Genomic DNA, 16,769 nt, shown 5'->3' with positions numbered 1-16,769 from the left:
TTTCCCCTCGTCGTTATCCCTGGGACGGCACCAGGGTCCGCTCCGAGACGACGCTGCTCTCCGCCAATGGGAGGGTGAAGTAGAAGCGGCTGCCGGCGCCGAACTGGCTCTCGACCCAGATGCGCCCGCGGTGGCTCTCGATGATCCCCTTGGCGATGGCCAGCCCCAGCCCGATCCCCCGTCGGTCGCGGTCGCTCCCCTGCCAGTGCCTGGCGAAGAGATGCGGGAGCTGCTCCGCGGCAATCCCGGTTCCGGTGTCCGCCACTACCAGGCGCACCTCGCTCTCCAGCTCCTCCGCTTCGATCGTCACCTTTCCTCCCGCCGGCGTGAATTTGATCGCGTTCCCCACCAGGTTGGAAATCACCTGCAGGATCCTCGATCCATCCGCCAGCACCGGCCGGATCCCCCGATCCACGCAGGTGACGACCTCCAGCCCCTGCGACTCGGCAAGCGGGCGCATCATCGCCACCGCTTCGTCGACGATCATCGCGATTCGCTCAGGGTGCGGCTCAATGCGCAGCTTCCCGCTCTCGATCCGCGCGACCTCCAGCAGATCGTGGATGAGCCGGTCCATCCGCCGCGCCGATACCCGCACGGTCTGCAGCGTTTGGTACTCCACGGGGAGCTGCGCCTTGGGCAGATCCTCCAGCACCCCCTCCACCCCGAGGATGATGGCGTTCAGCGGGTTGCGTAGGTCGTGGGCGACCACCGACAGCATCTCGTCACGCGCATGCAGGGCGCGCTGCGCGGCGTGGTAGAGGCGTGCCCCCTCGACCGCCATCGCGGCCCGGCTGGCAAGCTCCTGGGCCAGGCGGAAATCGCCGGCGTCAAAACGGCGGCCCGACTCGGCCGCCGCCAGCACCAGGGAGCCGATCACCTGCCCGGGCACCTGCAACGGCACCGCGATCAAGGACTTCGGGGAGAGCTCCGCGATGATGCGACGGTGCTCGTCGTCCGCCGCCATCTCCTCGATGATCTCCTCGGTGATGTCGGTGACCAGGGTCTCCCTGCCTTCGGTCAGCGCGCCGACCTCGGGGTGGGTGGGCGGCAGACGCCCCGCCGCCAGATGGGCGGTCTCGCGCAGCAGCGGCTCTTTCGCCGGATCCACGTGCGCGACCCCGACCCGGGCGATCGAGCCATCCTCCTGCAGGACGTCGACGACCGCATAGTCCGCCACCGCGGGCACAGCCAGGCGGGCGAGGGAGCTGAGCGTGGTCTGGTAGTCGAAGGAGGTAGCGAGGATGCGCCCCGCCTCCGCGAGGATGCGGGCGCGCGCCTCGGCGGCTTCGGCAGCGCGCCGCGCCTCCTGCTCTTCGCGGTGCAGGAGGCGGGTCTCGAGCAGATTGGCGATGCGCTGCACCACCTCGCCCAGGTCGAAGGGCTTGCTCAGGAAGTCCTTCGCCCCGCCGGAGAGCGCCCGCCGCTTTGCCTCCGCGGTGATGTCGGCGGTGAGAACCAGGATCGGCAGGTAATCTCCCGCAGGGATGTGCTGGAGTAGCTGCTCCATGACCGCAAATCCGTCGAGATGCGGCATGTGCAGGTCGAGGAGCACGATGTCCGGGTGATACCGCTCAAAGGCGTCCACCACCTCGCGCGGATCCTGGACCGAGTGCAGGTGCTTGTAGCCGTCGTCCTCCAGGCACGCCTCCAGGAGGTCCAGGTTGGCTCGCTCATCGTCGACGATGAGGATCACCGAGTCACGCACATCACGGCCTCGCATCATCAATCCTCCTTCTCCCGCAGCAGTCGGTCGATCGTACCCAGGAACTCGTCGACAACGAGCGGCTTGGTGAGATAGGCGCTGGCACCGGATCGGATCAGCCCCTCGCTGCGGCGCGGGGTGGCATCGGCGCTGATGATTACAACCGGCACGTCGCGCGTGCGGGGGTGACTCTTCAAGCGGCTCAGCACCTCATCCCCGGGCATGTCGGGGAGGTGCAGGTCGAGGAGGATGAGGTCGGGCCTGTGCTCGGCGGCGAGCTCGATGCCGATCATCCCCTGAAGTGCCGGCAGAAGGGTGATCTGGGGTCGATCGAGAAGGATCGTCTCGATCAACGCCAGATTGGCGAGGTTGTCCTCGATGTATACGATGGTGGCGCCGCGCGAGGAGTCTCCCGCCTCCGGACCCGGGCCGTTCGCCGCGACTCCCCGCACCGTCACTTCGGTAGGATCGCTGACGCGGATCAGCTCCACCCAGAAAGTGCTCCCTTCGCCGGGCCGGGTGTCTACCGAAAGCACCCCCTCCATCGCCTCTACCAGGCGCCTCGAGAGGGCAAGTCCGAGACCGGTGCCCTCGACCCCGGTATGCTCGGCACCGAGCCGCTCGAAGGGAACGAACAGCTGGTCCATCCGCTCCGGTGGGATGCCGGGGCCGGTGTCCCGGATGCCGAGGCGGACCCGCTCGTCGGTCGCCTCGCAGATGATCCTCACCTCGCCACCTTCGCGATTGTACTTGACCGCGTTGGAGAGGAGGTTGAGCACCACCTGAGCGAGCCGCTGCCGGTCGGCGTGCACGTAGAGGTCGGGATCAATGGAGCAATCGTCGATCGTCACCGCCCGCTGCGCCGCCAGCGGCTGGATCAGGGTCAGCCCTTCGCAGACGACGTTCGACAGCCGCACCGGCTCGAGCGAGAGCTGGTGGCGGTTCGCCTCGATCCGCGAGATGTCGAGGATCTCATTGATCAGGTTGAGCAGGTGCTGGCCGGCCTTGATGATGTGGTCGACCGACTTCCGCTGGTCGGGAGCGAGCTCCTTCCGCCCGAGGAGCTGGGCAAAGCCGAGGATGCTGTTCATCGGCGTGCGCAGCTCGTGGCTCATGCGCGAGAGGAACTCGCTCTTCGCGCGGTTCGCCCGCTCCGCGGCCTGCCGGGCGCGCTCGAGCACCACCTGTGCTTCCTTCCGCTCGGTAACGTCGCGAGAGTTGATCACGATGCCCGCGGCAGCACTGTCCGGCAGGAGCGTGCGCCCCCGAGCCTCGAGCACCCGCCATCCCCCGTTCTTGTGGCGATAGCGGAACTCCGCGCCGCGCGTCACCCCGGGGTGATCCACCATCCAGCGGAGGATCTCGCGGCAGGCGGGGACGTCCTCGGGGTGGATCCGTTCCAGCGCGCTCGTCCCCACGATCTCCTCGGGGTCGTAACCGAGGATGTGTTTGATCGACGGGCTCTGGTAGCGGTTGATCCCGTTGAGGTCGACGATGGTGGCGATATCCGAGGAGTTCTCGATGAGCCGACGGAAGTGCTCCTCGCTGCGCTGCAGCGCGCGCTCGGCGTTCTTCTGATCGGTAACGTCGCGCACCACGGTGATGATCTGCCCGTCGAGGAAGGGAACCAGGCGGGCCTCCACGTCCCGCTCTCCGTCCTCGAGCGGCAGCACGAACTCCACGCAGACCAGCGCTCCAGTGCGGGCAACCTCCCGGATGCCCTCCTGCACCTTCTCGACGACCTCCTCCGGCACGACCTGATCGATGTGACGGCCCACGATGTCCTGCGGCGCGCGAATGAAGGGCGAGCTCTGCCCCGCCGCAAAGTCGAGGATCACCCCCGTCGGGTCCAGCCGGAAGTAGAGGTCGGGTAGCGCGCGGAAGACCCCCTCCAACTCCGAAGTCTTCTGGCGAAGCTCTTCCTCGGCCCGTTCCCGCTCGGCGATCTCCTCCTCGAGCGCCATGTTCGTCTCCGCCAGCTCGGCAGTTCGCTCTTCCACGCGCTCCTCCAACTCCTGATGTGACCGCCGCAACACCTCCTCCGCTTCCTTCTGGGCCGTAACGTCCTGGTGGATGATGAAGACTTCGCGAACGTCGCCCTTTTCGTCCTTCACCGGGCAGATGAACGCCTGGATCCAGCGAGGGGCGTCCCAGGCCTCCTCGTTGGGCGGGGCCACCCCCGATTTCGCCGGATCGAAGAGGCTCGGCGGGAGCTGGAGCCGCTCCCCGGCAAACCCTCGCCGCATCACCTCCGCGAGGTCGGCGAGCTGCGGATCGGTCAGCGGGTTGAAGTCGCCCAGGTCCTCCGGGCGGATCCGGAAGAGGCGCCGCCAGGCCTCGTTTACTTCGATCGTCTCCCCGTTGGGCGAGAAGATCTGCAGGCTCAGCGGGAACTGCTCGAACATCGTGCGGAAGCGCGACTCCGAACGCCGGAGGGCGTCTTCCACGGCGCGTCGCTCCTCCGCCAGCCGGATATTCTCCAGCGCAGTCGCGGCGAGCGAAGCGATGGTCTCGAGAACGGTGACGTCTTCCTGCGAGTAGGCTTCCGGTGTGTAGCTCTGTACCGAGAGCACCCCGAGCACACGGTCGGTCCCCAGGATCGGGCTGCGGATGACCGACTCCGAGCGCCGTCCCGTGCCCATGATCTTCGTCCCTGCCGCGGCGGGGTCGTCCGCGTGGAGGGTGACCAGCGAGCGGCGCTCGCGGATGACCCGCTCCATCGGCACCCCCTTGGCCGACATCGTATTGCCCGGCACCCAGATGTCGGTGTCGTAAGCGGAGAGGATCGTGAGGGTGTGATCTTCCGGGTGGTAGAGGGCGAAGGTGAAGGCGTCGAAGGGAATGACCGTGCGGCAGGCGTTGCGCAGCACCTCCTGCAGCTTCTCGACGGAATCGGCCCCGAGCACACCGGCCGCCGCGGAGGCGACAGCGTGCATCCGCTCGGCCATGACCTGCGAACGCTCCTGCGAGATCTTGAGCGCCTCGACAGTGGCCGCGAGCTGCCGTTCGCGCTCCACCAATGCTCGCTCCGCCGTTCGCTGCTCGGTGACGTCGCGGAAGCTCCAGACTCTCCCGACGATCTGGTCCCCGATGCGTTGCGGCTGCGAGTACCGCTCGTACATCCGGCCGTCCTTGAACTCCAGCAGATCCTTGCTGTGCGCCGTCGGATCGGCGTAGAGCTCCTGGACCCGCTGGATGAATCCCTCCGGGTTCGCGAGCTGGTCCCTCACAGCCTCCAGCAGTCGCTGATCGAGGCCGGTATCCAGGTCATCCCCCTCCAATCGCCACATCTCCGCAAACTTGCGGTTGTAGCTGACGACCCGTAGGGACGAATCGACCACGAGGATCCCGTCCGCGGTCGATTCGAGGGTGGCCCGCAGGAGCGAGAGGCTCCGCTCCCGCTCCTCCTCCGCGCGGACCCGCTCGGAGATGTCCACGGCAACTCCGATCGTGCCGACCACCCGTCCTTCGTCGTCGCGCAGCGCGGTGTAGCGGGTCTCGAAGGTGGTGCGGCCGAGTCGGGCGGTGGTCGTGAACTCCTCCCCGGCGAGCGCGCGCCGGACATCGGCCAGGATCTCGGGATAGTCGGCGTACAGGTCGGTGACAGAGCGGCCGATTACCTCGCCCGGGCGTAGACCGAGCAGCCCCAGTACCTTCCCGTCGGAGAAGGTGAAGACTCCGTTACGGTCGAGGGCCCAGAGAACGATGGGGGCGCTACTCACTACCGTGTGCAGACGCTCTTCGCTGGCGCGCAGCGCGCGGAGCATCGACTCGCGCTCGGCGAGCGGCGGTCCCGGCTCGGAGGGACGCAGAGACATCGGATGCGCACCTGCGGGTGCGGGTACGGAGTGAACCTCGCGGCGTGGGAGCGTCGGGAGGGTGCGACTCGGATGGTCGCCAGAATCAAATGGTGGGCCTTTTCGCTGTGCGACGCAACGGTCGCCAGAATCAAATGGTGGGGTTCCGGGCCGCGCGGCGCAATGTGGACGAATGCAGCGGCGCTGCGACGGCCCCCCGCCTCAGAAGTGGAAGGTAAGCGCCAGAGTCAGGGCCAGATAGGATAGGCGGTCGCCGATCTGAACCTCGGGCTCCTGCGCGAACTCGGGATCGTAGCTGCGGTAGCGGAGCTCCGGCACGATCGAGAGCCGGTGAACGAGCATCACCCTCGTGCCCACCCCGACCTCCATCCCCGTGCTTCGATCCGACTTAACACCAAGGGTGTTGGTGCCGTCTCCCCGAACGCGCACCTGCGCGCGGTTGAAGATGGCACCGACCTGCAGATAAGGCGAAACGCCGGATAGGAGCCCTGCCAGGGCACCGACAACTCCCCGCCGGCGCGAAAGCCGGAATCGCGCACCTTGGTGTCCAGCCCCGCGATGGCAGACTCGCTGTCGACCCCGAACTCGGCGAAGCTCCATCCTCCGTACAGCGTCGCGAAGGGCAGAGGCGACGCCTTCAGCAGAACTTCGGTGACGTAACCGGTCTCGGCGTGGGCCGCGAAGTCGTCCACCGGGATCGCCAGCCCCATCCGGCCGCCCAGGGTGAACGGAAGAATCCCCTGCGCCGCGACCGGGGTCGCGGCCAGGGGTAGCGCCGCCACGATCAGCAGAGCGGCGATGCGTTGTCTCATCCTCATGCAGGTGGCTCAGGAACCGACAGTCCGACCCTGGTCGCTCGCGCGTGCGGGTTCTGAAAACAGCTCGCGCAGAAAAGCGAGGCCCTCACGCGCGAGCGAATCGGAGTCGGGGGCCAGCGGGCGCCAGATGGCGGCGGCGCGCGCGATTGCCTCAACCCGATCGGAGAAGGTCTCGATCACAACTCTCCCGTCGTATCCGATCTCGTGCAAGGCGTTGGCCACCTCGTCCCAGGCCAGCTGTCCGGTCCCGGGGGTTCCCCGGTCGTTCTCTGCCACCTGCACGTGCTTCAGCCTGCCCTCCGCGCGGCGAATCGCGTCTCCCAGGCTCTTCTCCTCGATCCCCAGGTGGAAGGTGTCGAGGGCGAGTCCCACCGCCGGGTGATCGATCCGCTCCACCAGCTCGAGCGTCTGCTCGGTGGTGTTCATGAAGCTGGTCTCAAACCGGTTGAGCGGCTCGATACCCAGCTCCACGCCTCGCTGCGCCGCATACTCGCCGAGGTCGCGCAGACGCTCGGCGAGGCGGCCGATCTCCCGATCGCGCTCGGCGGGCGTGAGCCGCCAGCATCGGCCGACCGCGGAGTAGAACGGTCCCGCGACCGCCGGCGAAGCCAGCGCCTGTGCCGCGTCGATGCAGCCTCTCAGGTACTCGAGCCCCGCCTCGACCTCGGAGTCGAGCAGGAGGTCACGGCCCGCGCCGATCACGGCGCAGACCGAGACCGCCAGACCATGCTCATCCGCCAGCGACTTGGCCCGGGCGACGTCGAACTGCCCGGGTGTCTCCACCGGGATCTCGACCACGTCGAAGCCGATCTCCGCGATGTGCGGGATCAGCCGCTGCAGGACCTGATCTTCCGCCGGCGAGGTCCAGACCCAGGTGCTGATGCCGATCTGCATCTCCCCTCCCTCAGGTTTGCGGGATCTGCACGCGTTCCCCGCCCCGCATAGCCGACTGATGGGCGCAGATGCCGGTCATGGTCCAGTTGGCCGCTGTCGGCGCGTCCACGTGCGCCGGCCGATCCTCCTTGATCGCGGAGACGAACTCGTGGACGAGGTGCGGATGCGACCCACCGTGGCCGCCGCCCTGAATGAAGGAGGTGTGTTCGTGCTCCTCGTCGTACACCCCCGCCCGGGTGAAGCCCGCGATCTCCGGCGGAAGTAGATGGCCGGTGTCCGGCACCTCGACCCGCTCCGCGTCCTCGAAGCCGGAGTAAACCACGGGATTGTCGCCGATGGTCTGCTCCCACTCGAAGGACTTCTTGGTGCCGTAGACGTCGAAGCTCTCGCGATACTGCCGGATGGTGTCGAAAAGCGAGCGCGTCACCTCACAGGCGAGATCGGAATCCTTCAGCTTGACCAGGGCGGTCTCGATCGCGAAGGGCGACCCGTAGCGCTGCACGTACTCGTCGCGAATGCGCCCCGATCCGAAGCACACCACCGACTCGGCGCGCGCCCCGGCGAGATCGAGCAGCGGGCTCACGGCGTGGGTGGCATAGTGCATCGGCGGGAAGCCGTACCAGTAGTCGGGCCACCCCGGGAGGGACATGTTCTGCTGGTGAGAGCCGCGCAGGAACTGGATCTTGCCGATCTCTCCACGGTTGTGGAGGTCCTTCACATAGAGGAATTCGCGGGTGTACACCGCGGTCTCCATCATCATGTACCGCTTACCGCTCTTCCGCTCCGCCTCGACGATGGCCAGGCACTCCTCGATCGTGGTGGCCATCGGCACCGTGCTGGCGGCGTGCTTCCCCGCATCCAGGGCCGCCTTCGACATCCAGGCGTGATCCGCGATGGGGGTGTTGATGTGCACCGCATCCACCTCGGGATCCTTCAGCAGATCTTCGTAGCGGGTGTAACGGCGCTCCACCCCGAACTGGTCGCCGATCTCGTTCAGCTTCTGCTCGTTGCGCTGACAGATCGCGTACATCTCGGTGTCCGGGTGGCGCTGGTAGATGGGAATGAACTCCGCGCCGAATCCAAGCCCCACGACTGCGACTTTGATCTTGGCCATAGCGGAACGGTTAGAATTGAGAAGGTTGAGAAAGTTAGAAGAAGAAGCGAGAAGCTAGGAGCTAGAAGCTAGAATTCCTCTTCGGGCTTCCTTGCGGCGGGGCGACCCTACGCGCCCGCGGCGATCGCACCGGAAAGAATTCTAGCTTCTAGCTTCTAGCTTCTCGCTACTCTTCTTCAGTCACGTGCATCACGCCCTGCATCACCCGCCAGTGGCCCGGGAAGGTGCACACGTAGGGGTAATCGTTTTCCTCGCGCGGTGCGACGAACTCCAGTACCGTCGACTCCCCCGTGCTGACGAGCGGCGTGTACCACATCACGTCGGGCGTGGCGGGAACGTAATTCAGCTCGGCGGCGTCCGGCGTGGAAGCCAGAGCGTCCGCCAGAGCGCCCACCGCCTCCAGGGTACCCGGGCGCAGGATCAGCAGGTTGTGCTGCATGTCGTCCGGGTTAGTCAGGGTGATGCGGACCCGCTGTCCCGGACGCACGGTGAACTCCGGCACCTCGAACTTGAGCTGCCCGGGGATCACGGAGATGGCGAGCTCGAAGACGGGCAGGTCCTCACGCGCTCCACCCCGGAAGTTGCCGGCGTTCTGCGGACGCTGGATCGGCCCGACCACGTCCTCCACGTACGCCATCAGGAGGCGCTCGGCGACCGGCCGCTGATTCTCCGTGTTCTCCTCACGCGGGGGCCAGGTCTGCTCCTGCTGCCGACGCGGCCCCGCGGCCACCTCCGCGGCCAGACGATCGGCGAGCGCGCGGTACTCGGCCTGTCCCAGAGCGGCCTCGTATGCGGCCAGGAACCCGGGCCGGTGCTTCGCCGCCGCGACATAGACCGCATCGGACAGCCACCGATCGTTGGCAATCGTCGAGTCGAGGCTCATACGGTAGAGCTCGGCTCCGAGCTGCTGCGACTCGGGAACCTCCGCCAGCCGGAGAATGGCGGCCAGGCGGGTGTATGGATCCGGGTCGGCGAGAACTCCGGAGCTCTGCAGCCGCTCCAGCAACTGCGCGTCCGCTGGCAGGACCTGCAGTGCCGCCTTCCGAACACTCGCCACCGGATGGCGTAGCGCACGTACGGCCGCCTCGGTGGCCCGCGGGTTGGAGCCGTCGAGCTGCCCCAGGCCGTGCAGGGTCCAGAGTGCGTGCAGGGGGCCCGGCGCCAGCCCGAGCTCGTCGGTGCGCCGGCTGCCCACCAGCTCGATGAGCTGCGGGACGACGTCCGTGTTGCCGCGCTCGACCAGCAGTCGCTGCGCGGTCATCCGCCAGAACATGTTGTCGTCCTCCAGAGCCCGCACCAGCTCCTGCGGACGATCGGCGCTCAGCGACCGGGGCTGGTCGTCGCCGTTGGACCCCCGGTAGACGATCCGATAGATACGTCCGTGGGTCTTGTCGCGCAGCGGGTTGACATAGGCGTTCCCCTCGCCGGTCTCGAATCCCGGAGGGGTCGGGTTGTGCTGGATGATGAAGTTGTACCAGTCGGCTACCCAGACCTGCCCATCAGGGCCGACCTGCGCGTCGACCGGTCCCACCCACTCGTCCACCGCCGCCAGGAGGTTCTTGCCGTCCTTCTCCTGGAAGCCGGCTCCCACCTTCTCCAGGATCGCCCGGTGCAGCACGCCGCCGGTGGGCTCGCTCACCAGACCGACCCGGTTCCAGTACTCACGCGGATACTCACGGGCGGTGTAGAGGTTGAAGCCGGCCGCCGCGGTAAAGCCACCGTGCACGTCCACCTGCCGCACGTTCGGCGTGATCGGCATCATGGCGTAGTGGCCATCAATCTTCTGGCTCCCCGCGCGGCTCGGTAGCCCGCGCACGTCCTCAACGTACCGGCGCGGGATGCCCACGTACACCGCGTGGGTATTGTTCGCGGTGGAGCCGAAGATGTCGTTGGTCTCGGAGAACCCGAGCCCCCAGGTGTTGTTGCTGAAGCTGGCCTCGTGGCGAATGTCGGAGCCGTCGGGGTTCATGCTCCAGATCGCCTGACCGAAGTCCAGCTCACCCTGCTCGAAGCCGCTGTAACCCACTGCACCCCAGATACGGTTGTCGAACCCGTAGCGCAGGTTGCTCGGCCCCGCGTGGGTGTCGCGGACACCGAAGCCACTGACCAGCACCTGCTTCACGTCGGCCCGGTCGTCTCCGTCGGTGTCCTTGAAGAAGAGGATGTCCGGCGCCTGCGACACGATCAGGCCCCCGTTCGCGAAGACGAGCCCGGTGGGGATGTTCAGGCTGTCCGCGAAGACGGTGAACTTGTCAGCGCGGCCGTCTCCGTCCGTATCCTCCAGGATCTTGATCCGGTCACGCCCCGGCACTCCGGGATGGATCTCGTTCGGGTAGTCGATCGTCTCGGCGATCCAGAGCCGGCCTCGCTCGTCCCAGGCCATCGCGATCGGCTTCACGATGTCCGGCTCGGAGGCGAAGAGCTGCAGCTCGAAGCCCGCCGGCACCTGGATGTGCTGCATCGACTCCTCGGGGGAGAGCGGCTGCTGCAGCTTCAGCGGCGGGTTGCGGCGCTCGTAATTGGGAATGCGGCTGCTCTCGGTGTACTCCAGCTCCGGCAGGTCGAGCTTCTCCCACTGAGCACGGACCTCGTCTCCCACGGCCCACAGGATGGCGTTGAAGATCAGCTTCTGGAACTCCGGCTGGTTCCACGTGCGGCCGTCGTGTCCGTAGGCAGTGTAGAAGACCCGTCCCTTCCCCTGCTCACGTACCCACGTCCACGGCTCGCGGTGGCCAGCCTCCACCCGCTCCATCAGGACCGTCCGGCCTTCCGGATTGTGGTTCTTGTGGATGTACGTCTCGTCCCAGGTCTCGAAGGGCTGGATCCCCTGCATCACCGGGTGGTCGGGCGCCACGATCTGCGCCGTGAAGGTGCCCACGCCGTGGCGGTCGAACTGCCCGCCGATGAGCGCGATCACCTCCGCCGAGTTCCGGAAGCAGTGCGAGGCGGAGTGGATGGGGAGGAATCCCTTGCCGCCTTCCACGAAGTCGAGCAGCGCGCGCTCCTGCGAGGGCGTGATCGAATCGTGGTTGGCATAGAGGATCAGGGCGTCGTACCTGGCCAGGTTCTCCGGGTTGAGATCGTCCGGATCGGTCGTGTACGAGAAGTTGATCCCTTCCTTGGAGAGTGCCTGAGAGAGGATCGCCACGGCCGAATCCGAGGGATGGTGCATGGACTCGTGGCCCAGGAACAGCACCTCTATCCGGCGAGGTTCGTCCTGCCGTGCCTGCGCCTGACCGCTGGTCGGCTGCGTCTGCGGCTGCACACCGCCACACGCGCCGACGAGCGCCAGCACGAAGGCAAGCAGAACCCTTTGACGGCCTGCGCCTCGTAGGAAAGATCTCATCTCTGCTTGACCTGACTGGAGGGTGAAAGGAAGCCTACGACAAGCCCAATAACGCCGGCAGCACCGGTCTCGGCTGAAACCGGTTGAACGTGGCTCTGACCACGTACTTCTGGAAGAGCCGGAAGAGCCCGAAGGCCCGAGAAAACGCGTGGGTGGTACGGACGATCGCCTAAGAATTGCACGCGAACTACCACTCCGCAAGCCGCAAGTCACCCCTCGAGGCGCGTGCCGCCCGGCTCAGCCGCGCTCAGTTCGTGTACAGCTTGAACCGGTTCAAGAGTTGGTTCAGATGATCTGAACTCTACGGCGCGGGCGCGGAGTTGTCGATAGTTCTGTGCGAGGGGCGCGCGACCGGCTCCAATTACGAATTACGAATTACGAATTCCCATGTGTACACAAGCCCTCGGCCCTACGTCCAAAGCCGGCAGAGGTCCACCGCCGGTGAACCACCAGTCATCCGTAATTCGTAATTCCCTGCAACCTCCCCGAACCATGGTGCCGCTCGCTTCGTCGCCGTTGCTGAGGCGCTGGATCGCGCTCCTCCGCGAATGGCGGGAGGAGGCGTTGCAGCAGAGGGCGTGGCGGCAATCGCTACGCGCGGAGTCGGACACGAACTGGGAACTGCTCGCGGGGCGGCAGCACTTTGCCATCTTTCCGCGCGCGGACGTGGATGCCTGCCGAGGAGACCTCGCCCTGCAGGCCGCCAACGACGCGGCGGCCGCGCGGCTGAAGTACGCGGCGGTCTCGCGCTCGTGTTTCGGCTGTGGACGCGCCGCCGAGGAGCTCGAGTGGATCTTCTTCCAGAGCCCGCTGTGGACCTGGACGCAGCAATGTGGCCGGGCAGGGTGGATCGTGTATTGTGCGAGCTGTGACAACCAGGTCTGCTTCCACCGACTGCGAATGAGCTGAGCCGGCGGGTCATTGGCAGATTCCGGCGCGTGCCGTACCTTCCAGGCTGGGGCTACCGCCCCTACTACCGATCCTACGCGCCCCTCTGCCCGCGCAATCTTCTTCTGCAGCAGCTGCGAGGATGATCGCAGACCTCTTCCGTCGACCGGCGTCCGGCCTCTCCCTCGAGCGTAAGCTCCCCCTCCTGATCACCTCCCTACTGGTGGTGACGCTCGCGATCGGCGGTCTGTGGGCGTACCTCGAGGTCCGCACCGCGGCGCTGGAGAGCGGGCGGGAGCGACTGATGCTGGTGGCCGTGCGCTTCTCGGACTACACCGCCCCGCTGCTCAGCGAGCGACTGCAGCAGCTGAGGAGGACCGCGCGGAGCAAGGCAATCGTTGACTTCCTCTCGGGTGCCGAAGGTGGCAGCGAGGCGTCGGCACGAGCCGCGGTCGACGGAGTCAATGGCTACCTGACGACGGCGGTGGTCCTGCTGGACGCCGCGCGGAGCCCCCGTATCACCAGCGTGCGCTCGGAGGAGCCACGTCTGATGCGCGCGGCTGCGTCGCCCGCTCCCGACCTTCTCCCGGATTCAGGTGCCTTCGGACCGCTGTTCAGCTTGGCCGGCGAGGGGTTCTACTGGCTCGCGGAGCCGGTCAGAGGAAGCGGAGGCGAGGTTCTGGGATACCTTTCGGAGCTGCGGCGGGTGGGCTCGCCCGAGACCGAGGCCGAGCTCGCGAGCTGGTTGGGAGCCGATCTGACGTTCCGCTTCGCCGAGCCGCAGAGCGATCTGTGGATCGGCCTGGACGGCCTGGAGCGGCGGGCGCCCGGCGGCTGGCCCTTCCGCGGTGCCGTCCATTACCGCGAGCCCGGCGGCGCGGAACAGATCGCCTACGTGGCCGACCTCGCGGGAACGCCGCTGCGCGTGATCGTGCAGCAGCCCCTCGCGTCGGTCATGGCGCGACCGAACACCTTTCTGCGCCGCGGCCTCATCTCCATCGCCCTGCTGAGTCTCCTCGGCGCCGTCTCCGCCTGGTTCCTGAGCCGTGGGATCACGGGACCGGTCAGCAGGCTGCGACTGGCCTCGGAAGCGATCGCCCGGGGGGACTACAGCTCCCGCATCGATCTGGACCGAGCCGACGAGTTGGGGACGCTCGCGCGCAGCTTCAACTCGATGGCGGAACAGGTTGAGTCGTCGCACCAGCAGCTCCGCGAGCAGTACGAGACGGCGCAGCGACTTGCCCGCGAGGTGGAGTCCACCAACCGGCGCCTGGAGTCGGCCGTGGCCGAGGCGGAGCGCGCCCGCGCCGAGGCGGAGGCGGCGAACCAGGCCAAATCGGAGTTCCTGGCCACGATGTCTCACGAGATCCGGACACCCATCAACGCCATCATCGGGTACACCGACCTCCTCCAGATCGGACTCGCCGGCCCCGTCACCGAGGAACAGCAGGCGCACCTGGAGCGGATCCGGGTGAGCGGACGTCACCTCGCCGCGCTGGTCGACCAGGTGCTCGACCTCGCTCGCGTGGAGGCGGGGGCCTTCACACCCGAGAGGGTGGTCGCTTCCGCCGTGGACGCCGTCGACACCGCCGTGACGGTCGTGCAGCCACAGGCGGCCGACAAGGGGATCGCCATCGACGTGGCGTGCGCGAAAAATGAGGATCTACGTTACGTGGGTGATCCGCACGCGGTACAGCAGATCATCGTCAACCTGCTCGCCAACGCGATCAAGTTCACACCGAAGGGAGGCCGCTGCACGGTTCGCTGCGGCTCCGAAGAGAATGCGGAAGGTGAGGCCGGGAGGATCTGCATCGTGGTCGAAGATACCGGGGTGGGGATCGCGCCGGATCAGCGGGAGCGGATCTTCGAGCCCTTTGTGCAGGTGGAGAGCGGCTATACGCGACGACACGGCGGCGCCGGCCTTGGCCTCGCGATCAGCATGCGGCTCGCCACCTCCATGGGTGGGGGCCTCACCGTGGAGAGCGAGGCGGGCAGGGGATCCAGCTTCACCCTGTGGCTTCCCGCCGCCGAATCGGCGGACGTCGTGGAGCCGGGTCAGGCGAAGGGAAAGCCGCAGACGGAATCCTGAAGCTGGGCCGTCGAGCACGAATTCAGAATTGCAGGCCGGCGTTATCCGTTATCCGCTATCCGTTATCCGTTGTCCGTTATCCGTTGTCCGTAATCCGTAATCCGTAATCCGTAATCCGTAATTCGTAATTCGTAATTCATAATTCGTAATCCCTCCCTCCGCTCACCGCTCCGCCGCAATCGCGCTCAGGCCGCGAACGAATCGCCCGACCCCCTCCTCCACCTCCGCGACCCGCAGGGCTCCGTACGACAGACGCAGGTAACAGCCGTCTTCCAGCCCGAAGGTGGTGCCCGGGATGACCGCGACCCGATGCTCCTTTATGAGGCGCTCGACCAGCGCCACGGGGTCTTGGCTCAGATCAACCCGGAGCAGCAGGTAGAAGGCACCCTCCGTCGGAATCACTGTGCAGAACGACTCGACTGCCCGGAGCTGGTCCAGCACCGCCCGTCGCGCTCGCGCGATCTCGCGTAGCTGCTCCCGCGGGTAGGCTGCGCCGACCCGCAGCGCCGCGGCGGCAACGTGCTGCGACACCAGCGGTGGGCAGATGAGGACGGTGTCCTGCACCTTGCGAATCGCCATCCAGAGGTGCTCCGGCACCACCATGTAGCCGATACGCCAGCTGGCGAAGCCGTACGCTTTCGAGAGCGAGAAGAGCGAGATGGTATACTCTTCGCTCCCCTCAATCGAGCCGGGCGAGAAATGTGAGGCGCCGTCGTAGACGAAGTATTCGTAGGCTTCGTCGCTGATGTGATAGACGCCGCGCTCGCGGCAGAGACGGTTGATTGCCCGCAGAACTTCTTCGCGGTAGACCGCCCCCGTGGGGTTGTTCGGGGACACCGTCACCACTGCGCGCGTCCGTTCGGTAATGGCTCGCGCCACGACCTCCGGGTCCAGCTGGTAGTCCTCCCCGGTGGGGACAGTGACCACTCTCCCCCCGACCATGGTCACCGCCATCTCATGGTTGAAGTAGTACGGCAGCGGCAGGATGACCTCGTCGCCGGGATCCACGATGGCGCTGATGGCGTTCATGAACGCCATGTTTCCGCCCGCCGTGACCACCACTCGCTGGCCGTCGGCGAGGCGGATCCCGTTGTCGGCCGCGAGCTTCTTGCGGATCTCCTCCTGCAGCTCGGGCGATCCGTCGACCGGGCCATAGAGGTGGTTCCCCGCCACCGGGACGAAGCTGGCGAGGCTCTCCAACGCTTGCGGAGGCGGCCCGTAGAAGACCACCCCCTGGCCGAGCGAAATCGTCCCGGGGGTGCTACGGGCAAGCCCCCCGACGATCGGGATGATCGGCGACTGCATGGCACGCGTCCGCGCCGCTTCTCCGCCAGTGATCGGTGTGCTGAGAGTCATCGTTCGGGTCACGAAATGCCCCGCCCGCGACCCGTCTGAGGGGCCGCGGCGCGGGGCGTTCCGACAATGGAGCGGGTCAGTCGGCGGCGATTGCCTCGGGCACCGACTGCTCGAGGCAGGCGAAGATCTCGCGATAGAACTCGGGATGAGACTGCCAGGTCTGGCCAGTCACCATCTTGCCGTCGCGGACCGCCTGCTGCGGGTGCCAGGTGCCCCCGGCCGCTTCTACTTCGTAGCGCACGTGCTCGTAGCACGTCATCTGGGCTCCCGGTGCGAAGCCAGCGCTCACCAGCACCTGGATGCCGTGGCAGATGGCGAAAACCCAGCGATCCTGGTCCCGGAACTCGCGCACGATGCGGAGTACCCGCTGGTCGTTGCGCAGGTATTCGGGGGCGCGCCCGCCGATCACCAACACCGCCTCGTATTCGTCGACCTTCACCTCGTCGAAGGTGACGTCCGACTCGACCAGGTATCCGGGGCGCTCCACGTAGGTGTCCCAGCCTGGCTCGAAGTCATGGATGACCAGGTGCAGTCGCCGCTTGCTCGGAGCCGCGACGACCGGCTGGTAGCCCGCTTCGCGGAAACGGTGGATCGCGTAGAGCGTCTCGTAGGTCTCGCCGGCGTCGCCGGTGATGATGAGGATCTTCCGTGCCATGCGAAGCTCCTGGCAGGGTTGGGGGTGCAAGGGGATCCGTGGGGTCGGAATTCGTAAGATCAGTATGCTGGCGGGGGGACGCAAGAGGA

Annotated in this window: 11 protein-coding genes; 2 read left to right on the top strand and 9 right to left on the bottom strand. The window is 66.8% G+C overall.

Translation table 11 applies throughout. The features are described 5' to 3' along the window. Positions 1-13: 13 nt before the first annotated feature. The 7 genes from VF167_00355 to VF167_00325 all read right to left on the bottom strand — a co-directional run bounded on the left by VF167_00355 (position 14) and on the right by VF167_00325 (position 11,692). Positions 14-1,723: an ATP-binding protein gene (locus VF167_00355; GenBank protein ID HEX6923848.1), complete on the bottom strand. Its 1,710-nt coding sequence runs from the start codon at positions 1,721-1,723 to the stop codon at positions 14-16. Then, complete coding sequence (locus tag VF167_00350) at positions 1,723-5,520, bottom strand: PAS domain S-box protein (protein HEX6923847.1); 3,798 nt, start codon at positions 5,518-5,520, stop codon at positions 1,723-1,725. The genes VF167_00355 and VF167_00350 overlap by 1 nt, the downstream gene beginning before the upstream one ends. A gap of 201 nt (positions 5,521-5,721) precedes the next feature. Then, on the bottom strand, positions 5,722-5,862 hold the full coding sequence (locus VF167_00345) for a hypothetical protein (GenBank protein HEX6923846.1): 141 nt from the start codon (positions 5,860-5,862) through the stop codon (positions 5,722-5,724). Continuing rightward, positions 5,862-6,332, bottom strand: coding sequence for a hypothetical protein (locus tag VF167_00340; protein ID HEX6923845.1), 471 nt, complete (start codon positions 6,330-6,332; stop codon positions 5,862-5,864). Before VF167_00340 ends, VF167_00345 begins: the two co-directional genes overlap by 1 nt. Positions 6,333-6,347: 15 nt before the next feature. Continuing rightward, positions 6,348-7,232, bottom strand: a complete 885-nt coding sequence (locus tag VF167_00335) for a sugar phosphate isomerase/epimerase family protein (protein ID HEX6923844.1) — start codon at positions 7,230-7,232, stop codon at positions 6,348-6,350. 10 nt (positions 7,233-7,242) lie between these two features. After that, on the bottom strand, positions 7,243-8,346 hold the full coding sequence (locus VF167_00330) for a Gfo/Idh/MocA family oxidoreductase (GenBank protein ID HEX6923843.1): 1,104 nt from the start codon (positions 8,344-8,346) through the stop codon (positions 7,243-7,245). A gap of 166 nt (positions 8,347-8,512) precedes the next feature. Beyond that, positions 8,513-11,692, bottom strand: coding sequence for a PVC-type heme-binding CxxCH protein (locus VF167_00325; GenBank protein ID HEX6923842.1), 3,180 nt, complete (start codon positions 11,690-11,692; stop codon positions 8,513-8,515). Positions 11,693-12,184: 492 nt separating this feature from the next. Between VF167_00325 and VF167_00320 the strand changes: the two genes are divergently transcribed. Then, positions 12,185-12,601: a hypothetical protein gene (locus VF167_00320; GenBank protein ID HEX6923841.1), complete on the top strand. Its 417-nt coding sequence runs from the start codon at positions 12,185-12,187 to the stop codon at positions 12,599-12,601. Between the two features lie 121 nt (positions 12,602-12,722). After that, positions 12,723-14,669, top strand: a complete 1,947-nt coding sequence (locus VF167_00315; protein HEX6923840.1) for an ATP-binding protein — start codon at positions 12,723-12,725, stop codon at positions 14,667-14,669. A 162-nt stretch (positions 14,670-14,831) separates the two neighbouring features. Here the strand turns inward: VF167_00315 and VF167_00310 are convergent, their stop codons facing one another. Both VF167_00310 and VF167_00305 read right to left on the bottom strand, forming a co-directional pair. Beyond that, on the bottom strand, positions 14,832-16,025 hold the full coding sequence (locus tag VF167_00310) for a pyridoxal phosphate-dependent aminotransferase (protein ID HEX6923839.1): 1,194 nt from the start codon (positions 16,023-16,025) through the stop codon (positions 14,832-14,834). A 76-nt stretch (positions 16,026-16,101) separates the two neighbouring features. Further along, positions 16,102-16,680, bottom strand: a complete 579-nt coding sequence (locus VF167_00305) for a DJ-1/PfpI family protein (GenBank protein HEX6923838.1) — start codon at positions 16,678-16,680, stop codon at positions 16,102-16,104. Positions 16,681-16,769 lie beyond the last annotated feature (89 nt).

This window comes from Longimicrobiaceae bacterium (genome assembly GCA_036375715.1).
Classification (GTDB): domain Bacteria; phylum Gemmatimonadota; class Gemmatimonadetes; order Longimicrobiales; family Longimicrobiaceae; genus DASVBS01.
Note: the sequence above shows the minus strand (reverse complement) of the source record. Positions and strands in the feature narration are given on the sequence as shown.

Coding starts and splice junctions, on each gene's coding strand:
- VF167_00305 (HEX6923838.1), bottom strand. CDS start 16,680: ATGGCACGGAAGATCCTCATCATCACCGGCGACGCCGGCGAGACCTAC.
- VF167_00355 (HEX6923848.1), bottom strand. CDS start 1,723: ATGATGCGAGGCCGTGATGTGCGTGACTCGGTGATCCTCATCGTCGAC.
- VF167_00345 (HEX6923846.1), bottom strand. CDS start 5,862: ATGCTCGTTCACCGGCTCTCGATCGTGCCGGAGCTCCGCTACCGCAGC.
- VF167_00340 (HEX6923845.1), bottom strand. CDS start 6,332: ATGAGACAACGCATCGCCGCTCTGCTGATCGTGGCGGCGCTACCCCTG.
- VF167_00325 (HEX6923842.1), bottom strand. CDS start 11,692: ATGAGATCTTTCCTACGAGGCGCAGGCCGTCAAAGGGTTCTGCTTGCC.
- VF167_00335 (HEX6923844.1), bottom strand. CDS start 7,232: ATGCAGATCGGCATCAGCACCTGGGTCTGGACCTCGCCGGCGGAAGAT.
- VF167_00315 (HEX6923840.1), top strand. CDS start 12,723: ATGATCGCAGACCTCTTCCGTCGACCGGCGTCCGGCCTCTCCCTCGAG.
- VF167_00330 (HEX6923843.1), bottom strand. CDS start 8,346: ATGGCCAAGATCAAAGTCGCAGTCGTGGGGCTTGGATTCGGCGCGGAG.
- VF167_00350 (HEX6923847.1), bottom strand. CDS start 5,520: ATGTCTCTGCGTCCCTCCGAGCCGGGACCGCCGCTCGCCGAGCGCGAG.
- VF167_00310 (HEX6923839.1), bottom strand. CDS start 16,025: ATGACTCTCAGCACACCGATCACTGGCGGAGAAGCGGCGCGGACGCGT.
- VF167_00320 (HEX6923841.1), top strand. CDS start 12,185: ATGGTGCCGCTCGCTTCGTCGCCGTTGCTGAGGCGCTGGATCGCGCTC.